Genomic DNA, 22,325 nt, shown 5'->3' with positions numbered 1-22,325 from the left:
CAAACAAACTGATAAAAACCAGAAATAAACAATTGCGAACAGAAACCAAATTAAGCACCTGATGAATATAGATAAAAACAAAAGAAACAACAAAGAAATAAACATGAATGAACAATCAAGTATTTTGTGGCACGATTATGAAACTTTTGGTATATCGCCGAAGTTTGATAAACCGTCTCAGTTCGCCGGTATACGAACCGATCATGATTTAAACATTATTGGCAAACCAGAAATGTTTTATTGTCGGCCGCCACAAGATTATCTTCCGCAGCCAGAAGCTTGTTTAGTTACGGGTATTACTCCGCAAAAAGCTCAGCAACAGGGTTTATCTGAGGTTGAGTTCGCTGAACGTATTCATACGTTATTTACCCAACCTGATACCTGCGTTGCTGGCTATAACAGTATTCGTTTTGATGATGAATTTACCCGTTACCTGCTTTATCGTAATTTTTACGACCCTTATGCACGGGAATGGCAAAATGGTAATTCTCGTTGGGATATTATTGATATGGTGCGTGCTTGTTATGCCCTTCGCCCTGAAGGTATAAACTGGCCAACCGTTGAGCGAGATGGCGAACAAGTGGTTAGTTTTCGTCTTGAGTTATTAACTAAAGCCAATGATATTGCTCATGAAGCCGCGCATGATGCGATGAGTGATGTTTATGCCACTATTGCGATGGCAAAGTTGATTAAAGAAAAACAGCCTAAGCTTTATGACTTTATTTTTAATCTGAGAAATAAAAAGCAGGTTGCTGAATTAATTGACGTTTATAATATGACGCCGATTGTTCATACCTCAAGTAAAATTTCATCGGAGCACGGTTGTACCAGTTGGTTCGCCCCTTTTGCTTATCATCCGGTTAATAAAAATGCCATTATCGCTGTAGACTTAGCGTTAGATCCACAGCCATTATTTGATTTAAGTAGCGATGAAATCAAAGCGCGATTGTATACTCGACACGATGAATTAGCCGATGACGAATTACCCATTCCCATAAAACTTATTCATCTCAACAAGTGCCCTATTGTTGCGCCAGCAAAAACATTATTGCCTGAAAATGCCGAACGTTTGAAGATCCCTCGCGAGCTTTGTTTAGCAAATTTGGCTAAGTTAAAACAGCATTTAGAAGTAAGAGATAAATTAGCAGAAGTATTTGCTGCCGAAGACTATAGCGACCAAGCAAAGCCAGACGCTGAGCACTCTCTGTATGGAGGTAATTTCTTTTCGCACGGTGATAAAGCACAAATGGATATTCTACGTGAGCTTTCACCTGAACAATTAGCGACTCACCCGTTTATTTTTCAAGATGAACGATTAATGCCTTTATTATTTTTATATCGAGCCAGAAATTATCCATTAACTTTAAGCAGTGCTGAACAACAAAAGTGGCAGCAGCGTTGCCAAGACAAAATTCAGTTTGGTGGCAAAGGCTTATTAAGTGCTGATGAGTTTATGATCACGTTAGAGAATTTAGCGCATGAACATGAGAGCGATGCAGGAAAAATGAAGGTGCTTAAAGCGCTTTATCAATACTTACAGTCTTAAGGCTAATAATATGAATGCCTTAGATAGTTAAACGTTAACTATCTAAGGCATGAAACTTAACTATCGCAATTCATATCTAGATAATTTATAAGGTTATTTGTTGTTTCTTCAATATTACTCACGTCACATGGAATGACTAATATTGTATTATCACTCGCCATACAGGCTAGAACTCCTAAGCGCTCGCCCATATCCTCAACAATCTTTGAAATCAATGTCGCTGCACCAATAACCGTTTTGATAATTATTTGTATATGATTGTGTTTGATTTCTAGAATCACAGAGTCAATAGACTGTTTAGCTCGAGGAATGTGTTGTTTTAATGGCAACCGATAAACAGCGTCATTATTGTTATTACGAAACTTTATTGCGCCCACCTTTTTCAATAAGCGTGAAATTCGTGTTTGTGTAATATTATCAAAACCACGTAATGACAACGCACGCGTTAATTGTAACTGAGAGCCGAAACGCTGGTCATTTAACAACGATTTTACCGCATCAAGTAGCTCAGGTTCTGAAATATTAATCATAAATATTGTCTACTATTTCCGTTATATAAAACAAAGGTTTCTTCCTAATCTAATGCTTTAGCGTTATAGGTTGTTCAATAAAACGGTCAATCCCTAAATACGATGCTTGAGCGCTTTGACTGTTATAATTACTCGGTTCAACCTGTTTGCTATAAGCTGTTTGCCATTCTATCAATGCAAAATCATCAATATTAAGCGTTAACTCCTCTCCATTTTCAAGAATAGCTTGAGCAATGACTCGATAACTTTTATAGCCAATTCGTGGTGAATCAAACTCTATTTCAACATTTTTCCATTCTGTATTTTCACTTAAATCTATTGAGCCAATTAAATGTTTTTCACCATTTTCAAAGGCATCAAACAGTTTTTGACGGGTTTTTCGCCCTTGCCAATAGAAATTGATTTTCACCGAAGCTTGTACATTGAATTTTGCTTTTAATGTCATCGGACTACTTGGTTTATATACTCTTTTAAAACTCTGCATACCAAAAGTATTGCTCTGTAATGGTTTTAATTGTATCGATAAGCTATGTTGTCCACTTGCACCAAAATCATTAATCGACGTACTTTCTCGGTCAAATAACCAACCGCGTTCAGGGCTATCAAAAAGCATAAAGGTTTCAAAGTCACTGCCATTAATAAGGTTTGTCCCTAAACGATAACTCACCTTGTTATTAGGTAAAACGATTTGTGTGATAGGTGCTTGCCATGGCAATTGATATAAACTGGTAACACGTTCATTAGCGCTAAACGTTAGTTGTGTTTTTGATGTGTCTTGAGGTTGAACTGTATCTAAAACTTTATTAGCGGTAATAACACCGTGACCTCCTGATTGGGTTATTTCCGTATTACGAATTTTAGACAATGTTTTAAGGCGTTTCATTACCGTATAGCGATTAGTACCTGTTGCAGGTGTTGGTTTATAACCTTTAACATAAATAGGCACTATTTCTGCGCGATGAAATTTTTCACCATCAAGCCATACATACAAAATAAAGCTATGTTGAGTCGCACTAAAGTTTTGATCGAATATAAAATTCCCCATTGAATAGGCAATTAACTTATTATCATAAAGCTCTAAACCTTGAGTAACATGAGGATGATGGGCTATCGCTAGCGCTGCACCTGCATCTAAAGAAGATTTCAATCGTTGTTCAGTAACCCCTGTAGGGCTATTGGCGTACTCTTGGCTACCATGGTATTGAACAATGGTGATATTACCTTTTTCGACTTGCTTGGTCACAGAACTCAACATATTTTCCATTGAGCCATATGCTGCACCACCATGATCGTTATTTGCCGTTTGTGTGGGATTTGCGCTACCTTCCCAACCTACGTAACCAAGCATAGAAAAGTTATTGTTCTTTATTTTTTGTTCATGGGCTTTCAAGGCAGACTTTTCATTAATACCTGCACCAGAATAAGCCAACTGACTTTGAGATAAAAACTTTAACGTAGAATGTAATCCTGAATCCATATAATCATAAGTATGGTTATTACCGAGGGATACATAATCAATACCTGCCCAACTTAACGCATCTAATATTTCAGGTTGAGAATAAAAAGTGACTGACTTTGGTGCTCGTTCAGTCGGTTTTTCATCGGCAATTTGTGTTTCTAAATTAACGGCAGCGTAATCTGCGATACTCATGTAAGGTTTAATATGCGAGACAATAGCGCGACTATCTGCTGCTTTATTATCTGGATGTATCAATATTTCATCACCAAAATAAGGTTTATAAAACCGTCGTCCCATCATAACGTCGCCACCAAAGGCCAACATAACCCGATTTTTCGCTTTTTTAACTAAAGTTATATCACTAATGTTTTTCTCTTTATCTAGAGATTGCGATAATTCAAAATGGCTGAATGTTTGAACATTAGAGAAATAATTAGGATGGGATAAAACAATTTGGTAACTATCAGAAATATTAGCATGAATAACAAATGTGCCTTTCTGGTTTGTGGTAACTTTTTTATCTCCCACCTGCACATCAACACCAGCAAGTGATTTTCCTTGTTCGGTATTTACCTTGCCATTAATAACAAAAGTATCGTTAGCGAAACTGTTTACCGTTACCATGAATAATAAAACTGACCAGAACTTGTTCATTAAAACTCCTAATTTAAAACAATCAACATGTACTACTATATAGATTTTTCATTGAAACTTTTATTCATAAAACAAACATCCCTATAACCTAAGGGTATGGACTTAAACCTGATTAAACTCATTAGCATTACCTATAGCCTTCATTTATGAATCACCAAAATTTTATAAATATTAATGTTGAGAGAATTGAGTGAGGATAAGTCATACCCTATTAATGATGAAACAGAGGCAATAATGAAAAATTCAACAACTAATAATGATGGAGAAACAACTGAAGATAAGAAAATAGCCAATTCATTTTTTACGCGTAGTACATTAAGTGATGCACATGTTAAACCCTCACTGTCTACTTATGAAAGCGACGATATAACGCCCTTTTATATATTAGGGTATAATTAAGAAATTGAATGATTGCTTTTGGGTGGATTTGGTTGTAAATGTCAAAACAACTTTTTTAAAGATTTTTAAACTTTAGTGTTAATACGATTTAACAGCTTTATTATTGTCTAGATCCCGTCCTGTGATAACAGGAGATGTAATTAATTCATCATGAGAAAAAACGTTATTGAACTAAGGTTTAATAACGTTATGGTTTCCACTTACGTATTACTGTTATTAACTAATGAGCAAGTTAATTAACAAATTTACCGGCAAGCTTTTTCAAATACTTTCCTTGATGAATGACTAATTCACCATTTAGCATCACATGCTCTATCCCTGTTGAATATTGGTTCCAAGTAGAAAAGTCAGCCTTCGCACTAAAGGTTTTTGGATTGAATACAATAATATCAGCTTTATAGCCTTTAACTAATTTCCCTCTATTGTCTAAACCAAGAATTTCAGCCGTTTTACTTGAACTTTTTTTAATAAAGTCAGCTAAAGTAAGTAGTTTCTTTTCAACAACATACTTTTGATATTTTTTAGGGAAGCTCGCATACTTCCTTGGATGACCATTAGTTCCATCTGACGATGTAACCACCCAAGGTTGTATCATGAATTTTTCAACATCTTGTGGCGACATATTAAAAGAGGCAACACGAACATCACCTTCTTGTACTAATTGAATCGCTGTAGTAATGGCGTCTGATGATCTTTTGTTTGCCACTTCAGCTAGAGTTAATCCAACAAGCTCTTGGTTTTTAAAAGCAGTGATCAATAATGATTTTGGTCCACCGCGCCGGCGAATGTTTTCAGTAATTTCGCTACGTAGTTTTTCGGCTAACTTAGGATCATTTAATCGTTTATAAAAGGCTTCTTTTGAATCAGCCATGACCCATTTGGGCATTACTGCACTGTGTAATTTAGTGCCTGAAGCTAACCAAGGGTATTGATCAGCTGAAATACTTAAACCGCTCGCTTGAGCTTGCTCTACTTTTTCAATGACATTTTTACTTTGCCCCCAAACATCAACACCCAACGCCTTAATATGAGCAAGGTGAAGATGTATATCCGCTGCACTTGCAATATGAATAGCTTCGTCGATTGCTGCACTTAAACCGATATTAAAAGTACTTTCGTCGCGTAAATGCGTATCATAAACCCCGCCATATTTACTCGCAATTTTAGCCAGCGTTACGACTTCTTCGGTATTGGCAAAACTTCCCGGTACATAATAAAGCCCGCTTGATAAACCTAGCCCGCCAGCCTCCATTGCTTTCGTCAATAATAGCGACATTTCGTCAAGATCTTCTTTTGTTGCAAAACGTTGAGCTCGGCCCATTACTTCTTCACGCAGACTGCCGTGACCAACGAGTAAACCAACATTAGTACCAATACCATTAGCTTCGAGGTCTTCAGCTGCTTTTGCAATATCGACGGGACCTTCACCATCATTTCCATTAATAACCGTCGTTACGCCTTGGGTCAGGTAATTTAAATTATGATTTTTATCCTGACTATAAAGCTCTGCTAAGCTATGTGTATGTGGATCAATAAAACCTGGGCTAACTACTTTGCCTTTAGCATCAATGACTATTTTAGCAATTACGTTATGATCACCTTGTGGATAAACACCACAAATAATATCACCGCATAGTACGATATCTAATGCTTGTGCTTCACCATGGATACCTGTGTAAACTTGGCCATTTTTAATTAAGGTATCAACCTGCTCTTTCGGTTCAAAAGAACAAGAAAATAAACTAAGCAAACAGCCCGTTATTAATACTTGTTTAATCATTTTCTGACTCATTAACCCTGACCTATTCTTTATTATGATTAGTGTTCGACAGCATTGTTCTCATTAATAGTGTTGATGCATTTTTCGCAATAATTTTAATGTTTTCACGATTTGATTCATCACCCATCTCATAAGTAATAGCATGAACATTATAATGATCCGCAAAATATTGTTTCGACACGCCATTATTCGGTGTATTTCCTGGCTGCAGTAATACTCTAAAGTTAGGCATGGCTTTGTCTAATTGACCTAACCAATGCTTAACAAAATAAGGTTCTTCTACGCCGTAATTTACTGGCATGGTGTAAAAAACATCTTTCTGTGTTGAATGAAAATCTACGGCAAATTTGATTTTTTCACCTTTTGCTACGAGTGACCTCAGATAGTTATTTATATGCTGGGTTTCGGGTTGGCTGAAGTTAATCCAATCTCTATTCAGATCTAAACCATTGGCATTATGTCGCCAATTCCCCATAGACACACCGTCTGGATTAATATTGGGAATAACTAATACGTTATATTTATCACGAAACTGCTTAGCTAAATCGTTATCTGCAAGTAATGTTTCAACAAAAGGAAATAACGCTAAAGCGCCGGTAACTTCTGGGGGATGCTGACGCCCCAAGATCACTAGCCATTCATTACCAGAGCCTATTGATTCAATTTTGTAAATAGGACGTTTTTGTACCGATTGTCCCAATACATCAAGACCGATGTTATCGTTGCTAATCAGTTTATTCGCCCAATCTATATAGTATTGGTTATCGATAATTTCTTGACCCGCAATATAAATCGCATTTGGTGATGCTTCAATATTCATGATCAGTCGTTTACCATTAATTTTATGGGGTTGTAGCTTCCAATTTTGTCCGTCTTGGCTAACTTTAGGAAGGTATCTGTGTTTGTCCCCCTTCACTATCATCGTTATTTTAATCATTGCTGATTGCTTGGCTTGTATTTTAAATGCATACCATGGGCTTGAGTTAATAGGAGTATTTTCAGGTTTTAGTTGGATTAAATACTCGTTATTTCCAAGCGACTTACACTCATCCATACGTCCTGCAGAAAAATCAGCGGTTAAAATAACATTGCCCGAATTACATGTTTGCGTATTAATACTTTCATCATTTGAAGCACAAGCGGCAAGTAATAAGACTGAAAATGACAATGCGCAAATAAATAATAATTTTTTCATAATTAATCTTTAAAGTTGAATGGTTAATATAAAGATGGCTCGGCTAAAGTGATTTGCCAAGCCATCTTTGTTATTTTACAGTAAGAAAATATTAATATTTAAAATGATTTACTTAGATTTAAATAAACGTAACGACCACGGTTTGAGTGGTAATCTCCTGAGTAACCGTGCCAGAAGTTATCTGCTAATGGCGGCTCTTCGTCAGCAATATTTCGAACACCTAAACGTGCGTATGTACCTTCAAGAGGGCTACCTTTACCAAATTTATATGACGCATATACATTTACAGTTGTCATACTAGCAATCGGTAAAAACACTTTTACTTCATCATCATTGGTATAATCTGCACTGGTATCAATAAATTCACTGACGTAATTAACACTTATACCAGCTCCCCATTGATTAAGTTTCCAGTTTAACGACGATTTAGCACGCCATTCAGGATTACCATCTTTTAAGATTAAATCGCCGACACCTGCAACTTCTACCTCTGCAAGGTTAGGATATTTATCTAAATTTTTCTGTGCTTCAAGTACGATTGCAGAAAGACTATCAACAGATGTTTCATATTTAGTTAAATGTGCTGCATTAATGTTAAATTCAAAATCACCAAATGATGTTTCAAAATCATATACTATGCCAAAATCAATACCTGTCAATTCTTGGCTTGCTGCATTTATATATCGGTTATTTACTTGGCTAGCAACTAGTTCACCATCACGAATAACATTAGAATTACCAGTGCCTCCGTCTTGACGTATCACATAATCGTGCGCTAGCACCGTTTCATAAGGAGCAAGAAAAACGAGATTCTCTTGGTCAATATTCCAATAATCGATAGTGAACGTTAAGTTATCAGTCGGTTCAAGAACGAATCCAAAAGAGGTATTCACACTGTCTTCTGGCTCAAGGTCTGAATTACCTTGACGGTTATCAATAACCGCATAGGTTTCATCAGTTACAGGGTCATACTTAGAAGAACGACGTGGCATGCTTGCTTCTTCAGAGCTTTGTTGTAAGCCAGGTACTTTAAAGCCACCAGCATACGATGCTCTCACACTTAACCAATCTGTCGGTTTGTAAAATAAAGCAACTTTAGGTTTGAGTGCATCACCGCCATCAGAAAAATTTTCATAGCGTGCTGCTAATTGAACTTCAGCATACTGATCACCGCTATCAATTAATGGCACGATAAGCTCTGCATAAGCTGAACCTACATTACGGCTAGCACTAGAATCAGTTGTTGCGCTACTTCCATACAATGAGCTTTCATTCACAACACCTGAAGCATCAATAAAAGGCAAGCTTCCGTCTACATATTTTGAACGGTCACTGTCGTAAGTTTCACGACGAAACTCAATACCTACAGCAAGCCCAGCGTCACCGGCTGGCATAGAGAAAATTTCTGGGTTACTTGCTTTGAAATCAATCGACGCAAGGCTAGTTTGCGATAAAGTATGCGCTTCAATTAAAAACTGGTCGCTGATTGATGGAGACACTAAAGTTCTATTACCAATAGTATTTGGATTGTTAACATCACCACCACCAAAAACGTTATATGCGGTGGCTGAATCTGTACTGTTCACTGCTTTTTCAAAGGCATTTACATCAATACGTGTGCTTCGGTCATTCGTTTCGGCTTCACTATAAAATGCAGCACTTTCCCAATCCCATGCACCCATATAACCTTTAAAGCCGGCAAGTACACGAAAACTACTGTCATCAACCGTAACTGTTCTTGGCCCTATATCAGTAGGACGATATCTGCGTAAAGTTACTTCTTCGCCAAATGGATTGTAAAAGGCATCTGCAGATATATTAAAGCGATGCTTACTGCCGTTATGATTTTGCTCTGATTGATTCGTCAATTCCGCTTGGTAATAAATACCTTCCGCAAAAAACTCAACATCATCATTAACTTCATGCGTAAAGTGAGTATAAAAGTTAACTCTTTTTGCATCTGAAGATAAAGGACGAGTGGTTCCTCGATCAAAACGGATATCTCTACCGGAACTGCCCTGGTCAACACAAACATTTTCAACTGTCAGTGCTGAATCTACACAACCGGATAAAGTGTCAGGTTGTAAATGAAATCTTCCTAAGCTATCACTGTCAAACTCGCCCCAAGGCGTATCTGAACTTCGATTATCTAATTGTGTATCACCAATAAATTCTTCAGGTAACCCTGCGTATTCGCGTCTATCGTGACTTGCCGAATATGGACGCTCTGTTGCCATCATGCCGTTACGGTTATAGATACTTAAAGATCCAACAAGGTTAGAAAGACCGTTATTAAGCTCGACACCACCTAAATAAGTAAAAGTTGTTTCATTTAATGGTGTACCTTGAGAACCACCATGTCTAAGGCTCACTTTGTTACCAACATATTCACTATCAAGCGCATAGTTAACTACGCCAGCAATAGCATCCGAGCCGTAAACAGCAGCAGCACCATCACGCAACACTTCTAATGAACGTAAGCCTGAAACAGGTAAAGTGTTTGAGTTAACGGTATTTACAGGTACTTTGTTAGCGCCTGATTTAGATTGTGTACCAGGATGATTTACCATTCGGCGACCATTAAGTAATACTAAGGTATTACCAGCACCTAAACCACGCAGGTTGAATGAGCCAACATCACCACGGGCATCATTGACGTTTGAAGAACCGGTAGTTTCACCAAAATTAACAGAGCCCATTTGTGGAATGGAGCGAAGTAGTTCATCTCCTGACATGGCAGCTGAGTTTTCAATATCCGCAGCCGTCATTGTTGTTACGGGCAATGGACTAATATCAGTAGCACGTTTAACGTTAGAGCCAATAACACTAATTCGCTCTACTTTCTTTTCTTCTGCTTCAGTTGATGTTTCTTCGGCATGAACTTGAAAAGTAACTTGGGCTGTTAATGCCGTGATAACGCATAAGGTTAAGTGCTTTAATTTATGTGATTTTTTCGCTTGTTGTTTCATTTCTTCCACCTTGTATAATTTAATTGTGGTCATTTTTGTCGAATATTTATATCCGATCATTTTTTTATTAAACTCACCTTGCCCAAAGTCATTCAACAATACCATTACTAGAATATCCGAACCCTATAACCTAAAGTTATGTACAATCAAGATTATCATAAAGTAAGCGTTTATATATGCGATAGTTGATTGATTAGAACCTTTGGTTATGCTTTTGTTAACTTTTTGAACTGCTTATTGGTTGATTACCCTTTACAATCAGATTTCTGTTTTTGAACATACAGTTCATTCATTATAAAAATAAAAGTGTCATAAAAATAAAGGCAACGAATAACATGCAACTAGAAATATCAATAATAGAAACATTTATAATCGCTTTATTAATTCTTTTCACGGGATACTTTTTAAATAGTAAAGTGATGTTTTTAAGAAATAATAATATTCCTGAACCTGTGGTAGGAGGCATTGTGTTCTCAATACTTTCAGCCATTTTATATATATATTTTGAGGTAAACTTTCTATTCGACATGTCTTTTAAAACACCATTAATGACCATTTTTTTTACAACGGTCGGATTAGGTGCAAGTTTTGCGTTACTTATTAAAGGTGGTCCTAAAGTTTTGTTGTTCCTGGGTGTCGCCACCTTATATTTAATTGTGCAAAATGCGGTGGGTGTTTCGATAGCAATGGCTACAGGACTAGATCCTTTAATGGGACTCATTGGTGGTTCAGTTACCCTTTCTGGCGGCCATGGTAATGGTGCAACATACTCTGATTTATTCATTAATGAATATGGTTTACCTAGTAGTGTCTTTGAATTAGCGATGGCGGCCGCAACTTTAGGTCTAATTTTAGGTGGGCTTGTTGGTGGCCCCGTCAGCAAAAGATTGATCACAAAATACAATTTGAAACCCGATAACTCGTACCACGAAGAACTTGACGATACCATCACCTTTGATCCTGATGATCATGATCTTGTTACGCCAAGAAAGATGATGGAAACTTTATTTGTTATTTTAAGCTGTATGTATTTAGGTAATATCGGTTATTTAGCCCTAAAATCTGTGGATGTTGTGTTACCTGCTTTTTTAATTCCATTATTAGTAGGCGTTGTTATTACCAATTTTACCGAGTTCACTAAAACCTATAAAATTAGCCGAGCGTGTATTGATTTATGGGGTACGATGGCACTTTCAATGTTTTTAGCAATGGCATTAATGTCACTTAAAATTTGGGAGTTAGTTAGCCTAGCTGGCCCAATGATATTTATGATTCTCGTACAAGCTGTCATGCTCATGTTATTTGCTTATTTTATCACTTTTAGAATAATGGGAAAAAATTATCACGCTGCAATTATGGCTGGTGGACACTGTGGGTTCGGCTTAGGCGCTACACCAACGGCGGTTGCTAATATGGAATCTTTGGTTTCTCGTCATGGCCCTTCCCCTCAAGCATTTTTGGTTGTGCCACTAGTTGGTGCATTTTTTATTGATATTACCAATGCGTTGGTTATACAGTTATATTTAAGTTTTCCATTTATGAATGGTTAAAGTCGGACAGTATAAAACACTCATTAATATTTTGATTTTTAGGAAACACAATGCGCTTAAGACATATTGAAATTTTTCATGCTATTTATACCACTGGTTCAATCACCAATGCCGCTAAAATATTGCATGTGTCGCAACCGTCTGTCAGTAAAGTGTTATCTCATGCTGAGCTTCAATTAGGTTTTAACTTATTTGACAGGGTTAAGGGCCGACTTATCCCAACGGATGAAGCTGAAATGCTCTTTGATGAAGTTGACAAAATTTATCAACAAATGCGTTCAATCAAAAATACCGCGCAAAATATTAAAAAGTCAGAATTTGGAAGCATAAGTTTAGGGGTTTCTCCTGCACTTGGTTTTGATGTTATCCCAAATGTCATTGCCAACTTCCATAAAGACTTTCCTAATGTCACTTTCGATATTCAAACTATTCATAACGACGAAATGATGCAAACGCTATTAGAGCATAAATGTGACTTAGCGGTTTTGTTTTCTCCTAAAACACTGCCGGGGTTGACCTCTGTTTCATTAGCACAATCTGAGCTGGTTATTGTCTATCCTAAAGACAAATTCCCGCATTGTCCGACAAAGTTAACCCTTAATGAAGTCTGTGATCTTGAATTTATTGACATAAGCGACAGCGGCCCCTTAGCTGAAATGCTATGGGCAAGAATTATGGAGGAAGACATTAATTTCAAATCAACAATCAAAGTTCAAACCTACTTTATTGCCGCTAGATTAGTCGCTAGAGGCGTAGGTGTATGTGTTGTCGACCGTTTTACTGCAGAAGGTAACTTAAGCGATAATGTCGCTATAGCATCTTTCGAACCCACTTTAGCTTTTAATATAAATGCTGTTCATCTTGAAAACCGTAAGTATTCAAAGGTTATTGATGAGTTTATGCCATACCTAACCCTAGGATTTTAAAGGAATAAAACAAAAACATAACCCTAGGTTATGATCAATTAAAACCTTGTCACTTTTAATGCATGCTCACTAAGTTAAGCTCTGGATACAAATAAAAATTATCCACGTTTAACTTTAGGAATACAGCTATGCATATTGCTTCTCCATACTTATTATTTATCGGCGACGCCACCGACCAACTGTCAATAAAAATGGCGCGTGGTGTTTCAGATTGGCGCCCAGAACTATGCATTGGTGAATATGCGGTTACTGGTTGTAAAGTTTCAACGGGAATTAAAAAATTAAATATCAAGCAGGCCGCGGAGAAAGGCGCAAAATCTTTCATTCTTGGCTTTGCCAACAGTGGCGGTATACTAGATAAAAAATGGCTACCCTATATTATTGAAGCTTTAGACAACGGCATGGACATAGTTAGTGGCTTGCACAATAAACTTACCGATTTCCCAGCAATTGTCGCTAAAGCTAAAGAAACAAACCGAAAATTACTTGATATTCGTCATCCTAAAGCCGAATTTATTACGGGAACTGGCGTTAAGCGCACCGGTAAAAGGCTCCTTACGGTAGGAACTGACTGCTCGGTTGGAAAAATGTATACCTCTCTAAGCTTAGAGAAATCAATGAAAAAACATAAAATGAATGTTGATTTTCGTGCAACAGGACAATGCGGAATTTTAATAGCAGGTACTGGTGTAGCTATTGACTGTGTTATTTCAGACTTTTTATCAGGGGCCGCTGAGTCTTTATCTCCGAATAATGATAGCGAACATTGGGATATTATTGAAGGTCAAGGGTCGCTCTCTCACCCAGCTTTTGCAGGGGTTAGTTTAGGTTTACTGCATGGTTCTCAACCTGATGCTTTGGTTATTTGTCATGACTTAAATCGTAGTTATATGCGCGGCTTACCTCATAGTAAATTTCCGAGCATTGAGGCAACCATCAACTTAAATTTACAAGCCGCAAAATTAACCAATCCAAACACTAAAGTTGTCGGTATTACGGTGAATACTTCAAGTGTTAGCGTCGAAGAAGGGCAACGTATTTGTGCTAAACTAAGTGAGGAATTTTCGCTTCCTTGTGTTGACCCATTAAGAGATGGTACAGATAGCATTGTGGCTACTTTGTAATGGTGACAGAAAATAAAGCAAGTGAAAAACAGCATTCAGTTAACAAACTGACAATCAACGTTTTCAATGAACAACTGCGATTAAAAAGTGTTTTTCGTATTGCTCGAGGCGCAAAAACTCAAGCAAATGTGGTTGTAGTAACAATAGATGATGGAACACATTGTGGTTGGGCGGAAGCAGTACCATACGCTCGTTATAATGAATCTGTGGATATTGTTATGGAACAAATTAGCGCGCTAGCTTTAACCGAGATAACCAATAAAAACATTGGTGAAACGCTTGCTTCCTTACCTGCAGGAGCAACACGAAATGCTTTAGATTGTGCTTGGTGGGATCTACAAGCTAAAAAACTAAACACAACGGTCGAAGAATTATTACACCTTGATCCTGCTAAAGCTTGTATTACAGCTCAAACACTCAGTATAGATACGCCTGAAGCTATGGCTGAAGCCGTTACTAAACTTAATAACCCGCCATTAGTTAAAGTTAAGCTTGATAATCAAGATATTATCAAAAAAATGACAGCTATCGCGCAGGCAGCGCCTAACAGCGAATTCATTGTTGATGCTAACGAAGGCTGGTCAATTGATGATTTGGCGAACAACTGTGCACAGCTTAAAGCGTTAAACGTTATTTTAATTGAACAACCCCTTCAAGCTGGACATGATCAAGCCTTAATTAATTTTGACTCACCCATTCCTCTTTGCGCTGACGAATCCTGTCATACTCGTGCAGAGCTTGATTATTTAAAAGGTCGTTATCAAGTTATTAATATAAAACTCGATAAAACAGGCGGCTTAACCGAAGCAGTTTTGCTGGCTCAGCAAGCAAAACGTCAAGGCTTCGAAATTATGCTCGGGTGTATGGTTGGAAGTTCTTTAGCCATGGCCCCAGCTGCATTACTTGTTAACAAAGCACGTTATGTTGACTTAGACGGCCCATTACTTATACGCGATGACCGAGAGTTTGGTTTCAGTTTTGACAAAGGGGTGATGCAACCTCTTCCACCGATTTTATGGGGCGGTCCGCATACATTGCAAGCAGCGAGTAATTTACTTATTGATTAATTTTTATGTTTCTCTTTATTCCCTTAAAGACTTCAATTTTTTGAAATGTCTAAGCCCTGCTTGCAGGGCTTTTTTTTAAGTTTTAATTAGAAATTAAAATGAATCGCCAGGAATACGTACCCAACCTTCCATTAATACCCGAGCACTTCGGCTCATTACGGCTTTATCAACAATCCAAGCGCCATTAACTTCACTGGCTTGTGCTCCTACTTTAAGCGTGCCTGATGGATGACCAAAAGTCACAGATTCTGATCCTTCACCTGCAGCATTACCAGTAGCAAGAGCAACTAAGGTACCAGGAATAGCGGCTGCTGCGCCAATAGCCACTGCAGCTGTGCCCATCATCGCATGGTGTAATTTACCCATAGACAATGCGCGAACGTGTAAGTCAATATCGCTTGCTAAAACAGCTTTACCACTTGAGGTAACATAATCTTTTGCTGGTGCAACAAAAGCAACTTTGGGCGTATGTTGGCGAGCCTCGGCTTCTGAAAGTTCAGTAATTAAGCCCATTTTAATCGCGCCATAAGCACGAATCGTTTCAAAGCGTTCTAGTGCTGCAGGGTCGCCATTAATGGCTTCTTGTAACTCGGTGCCGGTATAACCAATTTCATCTGCATTTAAAAAGATGGTTGGGATACCTGCGGTGATCATGGTTGCTTTAAAAACGCCAACACCGGGTACCTCTAGGTCATCAACAATATTCCCCGTTGGAAACATCGCCTCTGATGGATCAACGGGCGCGATAAATTCAACCGGTACTTCTGCCGCAGGGAAAGTAACCCCGTCGAGCTCGAAATCTCCTGTTTCTTGTACTTCACCGTTGGTGATAGGTACTTGAGCAATAATCGTTTTCGAGATGTTTTTTTGCCAAATACGTACGGTACAAATACCGTTTTCAGGAATACGCGTTGCATCAACAAGGCCAGAATTAATCGCAAATGAGCCAACTGCAGCGGTTAAGTTACCGCAGTTACCACTCCAATCAACAAACGCTTTATCGATAGCCACTTGGCCAAATAAATAATCTACATCGTGATCGGCTTGGTTTGATTTTGCTAAGATAACGGTTTTGCTGGTGCTTGAGGTTGCGCCGCCCATACCATCGGTTTGTTTGCCGTAAGGATCTGGACTACCAATAACGCGTAGCAGCATATTATCGCGTGCTTCGCCGGCAACCTGACAACGTTCAGGTAAATCAGTTAAATTAAAAAACACACCTTTTGAAGTGCCGCCACGCATATAAGTAGCAGGAATCTTTACTTGAGGTATGTGTACTTGGGGAGTATGAATCATCAGTTTTCCTTCAATATTTTTCGCTTCTCAAAAGACGCTTTAGCTAGGTTGAATGATGTCACATAGCGGTCTATGCTGCTGCCATTATCTTTACTAAAAAGCTTTTTGCTTTACGATTTTGTCACTAATAAAAAGCAGCAAATTAGTTACCTAAATTGCTGCTTTAATTAAAATTACACCGAGTTGATTTTTATAAGAAGTGTTTTATCAATGCCAATGCGCAGTTGACTAAGGTCAATGAGCACTTTAAACCTAGATAAAACATTAAAAATCAATTATCTATTAGACTCCAAGAAGTCATTCGCAAACTTTTGCAATACGCCACCCGCATTGTAAACTGACACTTCTTCGGCGGTATCTAAACGACACTTAACTGGTATCGTTAATAATTCGCCGTTGGTACGGGTCATTAACACGTTCATTTCAGCGCCCGGTGACATTTCACCGTTACCTGCAACATCAAATGTTTCGGTACCATCAATATTGTAGGTATGGCGTGTTTCGTTATTAACAAACTGCAAAGGTAAAACACCCATGCCCACTAAGTTAGTACGATGAATACGCTCAAAACCTTCGGCAACGATCACTTCAACGCCGGCTAAACGAACACCTTTAGCCGCCCAATCACGTGATGAACCTTGACCATAGTCAGCGCCAGCAACGATAATTAACGGTTGCTTACGCTCCATGTAGGTTTCAATCGCTTCCCACATACGTGACTCTGTGCCCTCTGGCTCTATACGCGCCAGTGAACCTTGTTTAATGTCACCCTTGTCATCACGACACATTTCATTTAACAATTTAGGGTTAGCAAAAGTTGCTCGTTGCGCGGTTAAATGATCGCCGCGATGCGTTGCATAAGAGTTAAAGTCTACTTCAGGTAAGCCCATTTTATCTAAATAAGCCCCTGCAGCACTATCGAGTTGAATAGCATTTGAGGGTGATAAATGATCTGTGGTGATGTTGTCACCTAAAACTGCTAACGGACGCATACCTTTCATGGTACGTTCACCCGCTAAGGCGCCTTCCCAATAAGGTGGACGACGAATGTAGGTGCTCATTTCTCGCCAATCGTAAAGCGGAGATTCAGCCGGTTCAAAAGCGCCTAAATCAAACATCGGCGTATAAATTTTCTTGAACTGCTCTGGCTTAACACAGCTTGCAACTATCGCATCTATGGCTTCGTCAGTTGGCCAAATATCTTTTAAGGTAATATCATTACCTTGTTGATCTTGTCCGAGTACATCTTTTTCAATATCGAAACGCATCGTACCGGCAATAGCATAAGCAACTACTAACGGTGGTGAGGCTAAAAAGGCTTGTTTAGCATACGGATGAATACGTCCGTCAAAGTTACGATTACCCGATAAAACCGCCGTTGAATAAAGATCACGGTCGATAATTTCTTGTTGAATTTTTGGATCTAACGCGCCCGACATGCCGTTACAAGTTGTACAAGCGTAACCGACAATACCAAAACCCATTTTTTCCATTTCAGATAATAAACCGGCTTCTTCTAAATAAAGTTTCGCGACTTTTGAACCTGGTGCAAAAGATGATTTAACCCAAGGCTTGCGCAATAAGCCAAGCTCGTTAGCGCGTTTAGCCACTAAGCCTGCCGCCACAACGTTGCGAGGGTTCGAGGTATTAGTACAACTGGTTATAGCGGCAATAATAACCGCGCCGTCTGGCATTTCTCCGGCTTTTTCTTGTGCTTTACAGGCATCAAGGTCCTTCGCTATGCCTTTTGACGACAATTCGCTGGTCGGTAAACGACTGTGCGGATTAGACGGGCCAGCCATATTACGACCAACTGATGATAAATCAAACTCGATAACGCGGTCATATTCAACGTCAGCTAAGTCATCAGCCCATAAACCGGTATGTTTAGCATAGGTTTCTACCAGTTCAACTTGCTCTGGCTCACGGCCGGTCAGTTTTAAATAATCAATGGTTTGTTGATCAATATAAAACATTCCTGCTGAAGCGCCATATTCTGGTGTCATGTTCGAAATAGTAGCGCGGTCACCTATAGTTAAACCTTTGGTACCTTCACCAAAGAATTCTAAGTAACTTGATACCACTTTTTGATTACGCAAAAATTCAGTAATAGCTAAAACCAAATCAGTAGCTGTAATACCCGGTTGGCGTTTACCTACCAGTTTTACGCCAATAATATCAGGTAAGCGCATCATCGACGGGCGACCTAACATGACAGTTTCAGCTTCTAAACCACCGACACCAATAGCTATAACACCTAAGCAATCGATATGTGGGGTATGGCTGTCGGTGCCAACACAAGTATCAGGAAAAGCAACACCGTCACGGAGTTGAATAACCGGTGACATTTTTTCCAAATTGATTTGATGCATAATGCCATTACCCGCAGGAATAACATCAACATTTTTAAACGCTGTTTTGGTCCATTCAATAAAATGGAAACGGTCTTCGTTGCGGCGGTCTTCAATGGCACGGTTTTTTTCAAACGCATCACTTTCAAAACCAGCATGTTCAACAGCAACAGAATGATCAACAATTAATTGCGTCGGTACAACCGGGTTTACTTTTGAAGGATCACCACCTTGCTCGGCAATGGCATCACGCAGACCCGCTAAATCAACCAAAGCCGTTTGACCTAAAATATCATGACAAACAACACGTGCCGGATACCATGGAAAATCAAGATCTTGCTTACGCTCAATTAATTGCTTAAGTGAATCTGTTAAGGTTTCAGGTGAACAACGGCGTACCAATTGTTCAGCTAATACGCGTGAGGTATAAGGTAGTTTTGCGTAACTACCGGCGCTTATTGCTTCAACCGCCCCTCGAGTATCAAAATAATCTATATTGATGCCGCCAATTTTATAACCGGGCAGCGGTTTGCGATGTTCATAATTCATAGTCATTACCTTTCGCTGATAGGTGGAACCGTTCTCGGCTTAGCGCCTTTGTAGTCAGCACTTGGACGAATAATACGGTTATTTGAACGTTGCTCCATAATGTGAGCAGACCAACCTGTTACGCGTGAACAGACAAAAATAGGGGTAAACAATTTAGTGGGAATACCCATGTAGCTGTACGTTGAAGCATGGAAAAAATCAGCGTTACAGAATAACTTTTTGGTATCCCACATGAATTCTTCACAGGCTACTGAAATATCGTAAAGTGACGTATCCCCATTTTCAGCCGCTAACTTTTCAGACCATGCTTTAATAATGACATTACGTGGGTCTGAAGTACGGTAAATTGCGTGACCAAAGCCCATAATTTTTTCTTTACGTTCAAGCATACCCGCCATTTTTTCTTTAGCGTCGCTTGGCGATGAGAATGATTCAATCATATCCATTGCGGCTTCGTTAGCACCACCATGAAGTGGACCACGTAATGTGCCAATAGCACCGGTGACACATGAAAACATATCAGACAAGGTTGAAGCACATACACGCGCCGTGAAGGTTGAAGCATTAAACTCATGTTCTGCATATAAAATTAATGATACGTCCATAACACGTTGATGCTGTGCTGATGGGCTTTCACCATTGAGTAAGCGCAAGAAATGTCCGCCTAAAGAGTCTTCGGTTGAAGTACAGTCAATTTCTACACCGTCATGGGAGAATTTATACCAGTAACACATAATGGCAGGAAATGCGGCTAATAAGCGATTGGCGGCTTGATTTTGCTCGCTAAAATCATTTTCTGGCTCTAAATTACCTAAGAATGAACAACCGGTGCGCATAACATCCATTGGATGAGTTTCTTTTGGGATCAGTTTTAATACCGCTTTTAATGCTTGCGGTAAGTCGCGCATGGCAAACAACTCAGCTTTATAAGTGGCGAGTTCTTTTTCATTAGGGAGTTCACCATGAAAGAGTAAATAAGCAACTTCTTCAAAGGTACTGTTTTCAGCTAAATCAGCAATATCATAACCACAATAGGTTAAACCTGAGCCTGACTCACCAACGGTACAAAGCGAAGTTTCACCCGCACTTTGACCACGTAAGCCTGCGCCACCAATTTTTTTATCTGCTACTTTTACATCTGACATACTATTTTCCTCATATTCTTTTGTTGGGTTAGTCGCTTGTATCGCTGCTAACTTAGTTTTATTTTATTATAATATCTGTTACTTATTTTTGCCTTCGGTGAACAAAGCATCAAGCTTTTGCTCGTAGTCGTGGTAACCCAAGTAATCGTATAAATCCATCCGCGTTTGCATATTGTCGATTTCAGCTTTTTGGTCACCATCATCAAGTAAGGTTTTGTAAACCGACTCAGCCGCTTTATTCATCGCACGAAATGCTGATAATGGGTAAAGTACCATCGCACAACCCCACTCACCTAGTTGCGCTTTGTTCCACAATTCGGTTTGACCAAATTCGGTAATATTAGCGAGCACTGGTACATCTAACGCTTCGGTAAAAGCGCGATAATGTTCTTCTGTTTTAACTGCTTCGGCGAAAATACCATCGGCTCCCGCTGCCACATAAGCTTTAGCTCTTTCAAGTGCCGCTTCTAAGCCTTCTTGAGCAAAAGCATCAGTACGAGCCATGATAAAGAAGTCTTTATCAATACGTGCATCTACAGCGGCTTTAATACGGTCAACCATTTCTTGGGTTGAAACAATTTCTTTATTTGGACGATGTCCACAACGTTTCTGTGCCACCTGGTCTTCAAGGTGAACCGCGGCTGCCCCTGCTTTTTCCATATCGCGAATAGTTTTAGCGATATTAAACGCGCCACCCCAACCGGTATCTATATCAACCAGCAAAGGCAAACTTGAAGCAGCAGTAATACGTTGTACGTCAGCAATAACATCATTTAATGACGTCATACCTAAATCTGGTAAACCATATGAAGCATTGGCAACACCACCACCTGAAAGGTAAATAGCTTGGTGACCTAATTGCTCAGCCATCATCGCGCAATAAGCGTTGATAGTACCCACTACTTGTAAAGGTTTATTGTTTACTAGTGCTTGACGGAATTTAGCGCCAGGTGAAAGTTGCGTAGACATAGGGTTTCCTCTTAGTTTTTGTTAAATAATTGTTGTGCTATTTGTTAAAGCCACTGGTCAGCTTTACTTTTATTTATTGTGTCGCGCTATTTTGTAGCGCTATTTTCTTTTCGATATTTTTTCTTGATGCGGCAATATGACGTCTCATCAAAATTTCAGCAAGTTCGCCATCTCGGTCACAAATCGCTTGGATAATATGTGAATGTTCTTCAAAGGCACGGGTTGCGCGTGGGCTATGCATGCCAAATTGAATACGGTACATACGCACTAAGTGGTAGAGCTGCCCGCAAAGAATATTGATTAATTGTTGATTATGGCTACCTAATATCACTTTATAGTGAAAGTCTAAGTCGCCCTCTTCTTGATAATAAGCAACACCATCAATAAGGTCTTGTGAGTTGGCGTGTTGAGCGAGCATATCTTGCATTTCGGCTATTTCATCATCGCTCATGTTAATTGCCGCTTCTCGACAAGCCATGCCTTCAAGCGCTTCACGAACCACGTATATTTCTAATAAGCCTTCGATGGTGCAATCAACAACTCTTGAGCCAACATTGGCTTTACGCTCAATTAAATGACATTTTTCTAAACGATTGAGGGCTTCTCGCAAAGTAGAACGACTGATTTCATATTGCTTAGCTAACCCGGGCTCACTAATTTTACTGCCTGCGGCTATTTTTCCATCAACAATCGCATGAAGTATGGCATAGAAAACTTTGTCTGCAGTAGTCACTGGTTCTTGTAAGGTTGGATTGTCTAATGCCATAAGTATGCTAGCGCCATAATTGTCTTAATGAGGTAATTGTCGACATTTAC

The 22,325-nt window shown here is 39.0% G+C and carries 16 protein-coding genes; 6 read left to right on the top strand and 10 right to left on the bottom strand.

Going from position 1 to position 22,325, the window contains the following annotated elements:
- Positions 1-103 precede the first annotated feature (103 nt).
- Positions 104-1,546, top strand: coding sequence for an exodeoxyribonuclease I (gene sbcB, locus H4J69_RS11415; protein ID WP_182244609.1), 1,443 nt, complete (start codon positions 104-106; stop codon positions 1,544-1,546).
- Positions 1,547-1,602: 56 nt separating this feature from the next.
- Here sbcB and H4J69_RS11410 read toward each other — a convergent pair whose 3' ends face one another.
- Positions 1,603-2,076 (bottom strand): ArgR family transcriptional regulator, encoded by a 474-nt coding sequence (locus H4J69_RS11410; RefSeq protein ID WP_182216839.1) that lies wholly within the window; start codon positions 2,074-2,076, stop codon positions 1,603-1,605.
- Between the two features lie 49 nt (positions 2,077-2,125).
- Positions 2,126-4,189 carry a CapA family protein gene (locus H4J69_RS11405; RefSeq protein WP_182216841.1) on the bottom strand — a complete coding sequence of 688 codons (2,064 nt, stop codon included), beginning with the start codon at positions 4,187-4,189 and terminating at the stop codon, positions 2,126-2,128.
- Positions 4,190-4,423: 234 nt separating this feature from the next.
- Between H4J69_RS11405 and H4J69_RS11400 the strand changes: the two genes are divergently transcribed.
- Positions 4,424-4,588: a hypothetical protein gene (locus tag H4J69_RS11400; RefSeq protein WP_182216843.1), complete on the top strand. Its 165-nt coding sequence runs from the start codon at positions 4,424-4,426 to the stop codon at positions 4,586-4,588.
- A gap of 232 nt (positions 4,589-4,820) precedes the next feature.
- On the opposite strand, the gene H4J69_RS11395 is transcribed toward H4J69_RS11400, so the two are convergent.
- The 3 genes from H4J69_RS11395 to H4J69_RS11385 form a co-directional block, all read right to left on the bottom strand.
- Entirely contained in the window at positions 4,821-6,380 is a 1,560-nt protein-coding gene (locus H4J69_RS11395) for an amidohydrolase family protein (RefSeq protein ID WP_182216845.1), read from the bottom strand.
- 10 nt (positions 6,381-6,390) lie between these two features.
- The gene (locus H4J69_RS11390) at positions 6,391-7,563 is read right to left on the bottom strand and encodes a M14 family metallopeptidase (RefSeq protein WP_182216847.1); all 1,173 of its coding nucleotides are present in this window, start codon (positions 7,561-7,563) and stop codon (positions 6,391-6,393) included.
- 98 nt (positions 7,564-7,661) lie between these two features.
- Positions 7,662-10,532, bottom strand: a complete 2,871-nt coding sequence (locus tag H4J69_RS11385) for a TonB-dependent receptor domain-containing protein (protein WP_182216849.1) — start codon at positions 10,530-10,532, stop codon at positions 7,662-7,664.
- A 335-nt stretch (positions 10,533-10,867) separates the two neighbouring features.
- Here H4J69_RS11385 and gltS point away from each other — a divergent pair, with 335 nt between their 5' ends.
- The 4 genes from gltS to dgcA all read left to right on the top strand — a co-directional run bounded on the left by gltS (position 10,868) and on the right by dgcA (position 15,199).
- Complete coding sequence (gltS, locus tag H4J69_RS11380) at positions 10,868-12,082, top strand: sodium/glutamate symporter (protein WP_182216851.1); 1,215 nt, start codon at positions 10,868-10,870, stop codon at positions 12,080-12,082.
- Between the two features lie 50 nt (positions 12,083-12,132).
- Positions 12,133-13,008: a LysR family transcriptional regulator gene (locus H4J69_RS11375; protein ID WP_182216853.1), complete on the top strand. Its 876-nt coding sequence runs from the start codon at positions 12,133-12,135 to the stop codon at positions 13,006-13,008.
- Between the two features lie 128 nt (positions 13,009-13,136).
- The gene (gene dgcN, locus H4J69_RS11370; protein ID WP_182244608.1) at positions 13,137-14,132 is read left to right on the top strand and encodes an N-acetyltransferase DgcN; all 996 of its coding nucleotides are present in this window, start codon (positions 13,137-13,139) and stop codon (positions 14,130-14,132) included.
- Positions 14,132-15,199 (top strand): N-acetyl-D-Glu racemase DgcA, encoded by a 1,068-nt coding sequence (dgcA, locus tag H4J69_RS11365; RefSeq protein ID WP_182216857.1) that lies wholly within the window; start codon positions 14,132-14,134, stop codon positions 15,197-15,199. The genes dgcN and dgcA overlap by 1 nt, the downstream gene beginning before the upstream one ends.
- A gap of 93 nt (positions 15,200-15,292) precedes the next feature.
- Here the strand turns inward: dgcA and prpF are convergent, their stop codons facing one another.
- The 5 genes from prpF to H4J69_RS11340 form a co-directional block, all read right to left on the bottom strand.
- Positions 15,293-16,495 carry a 2-methylaconitate cis-trans isomerase PrpF gene (gene prpF / locus H4J69_RS11360; protein ID WP_182216859.1) on the bottom strand — a complete coding sequence of 401 codons (1,203 nt, stop codon included), beginning with the start codon at positions 16,493-16,495 and terminating at the stop codon, positions 15,293-15,295.
- A 275-nt stretch (positions 16,496-16,770) separates the two neighbouring features.
- A complete protein-coding gene (gene acnD, locus H4J69_RS11355; protein WP_070376511.1) occupies positions 16,771-19,395 on the bottom strand; it encodes a Fe/S-dependent 2-methylisocitrate dehydratase AcnD in 2,625 nt (874 codons plus the stop codon).
- Positions 19,396-19,400: 5 nt separating this feature from the next.
- Positions 19,401-20,540, bottom strand: coding sequence for a 2-methylcitrate synthase (gene prpC / locus H4J69_RS11350; RefSeq protein WP_182169913.1), 1,140 nt, complete (start codon positions 20,538-20,540; stop codon positions 19,401-19,403).
- A gap of 78 nt (positions 20,541-20,618) precedes the next feature.
- Positions 20,619-21,509, bottom strand: a complete 891-nt coding sequence (gene prpB, locus H4J69_RS11345) for a methylisocitrate lyase (protein ID WP_070376509.1) — start codon at positions 21,507-21,509, stop codon at positions 20,619-20,621.
- Positions 21,510-21,582: 73 nt separating this feature from the next.
- Positions 21,583-22,275: a GntR family transcriptional regulator gene (locus tag H4J69_RS11340; protein ID WP_182169907.1), complete on the bottom strand. Its 693-nt coding sequence runs from the start codon at positions 22,273-22,275 to the stop codon at positions 21,583-21,585.
- Positions 22,276-22,325 lie beyond the last annotated feature (50 nt).

It is taken from the genome of Colwellia sp. BRX10-9, assembly GCF_014077405.1.
Taxonomy (GTDB): domain Bacteria; phylum Pseudomonadota; class Gammaproteobacteria; order Enterobacterales; family Alteromonadaceae; genus Colwellia_A.
The sequence above is the reverse complement of the archived record's forward strand: the minus strand, read 5'-3'. Positions and strand labels throughout refer to the sequence as shown.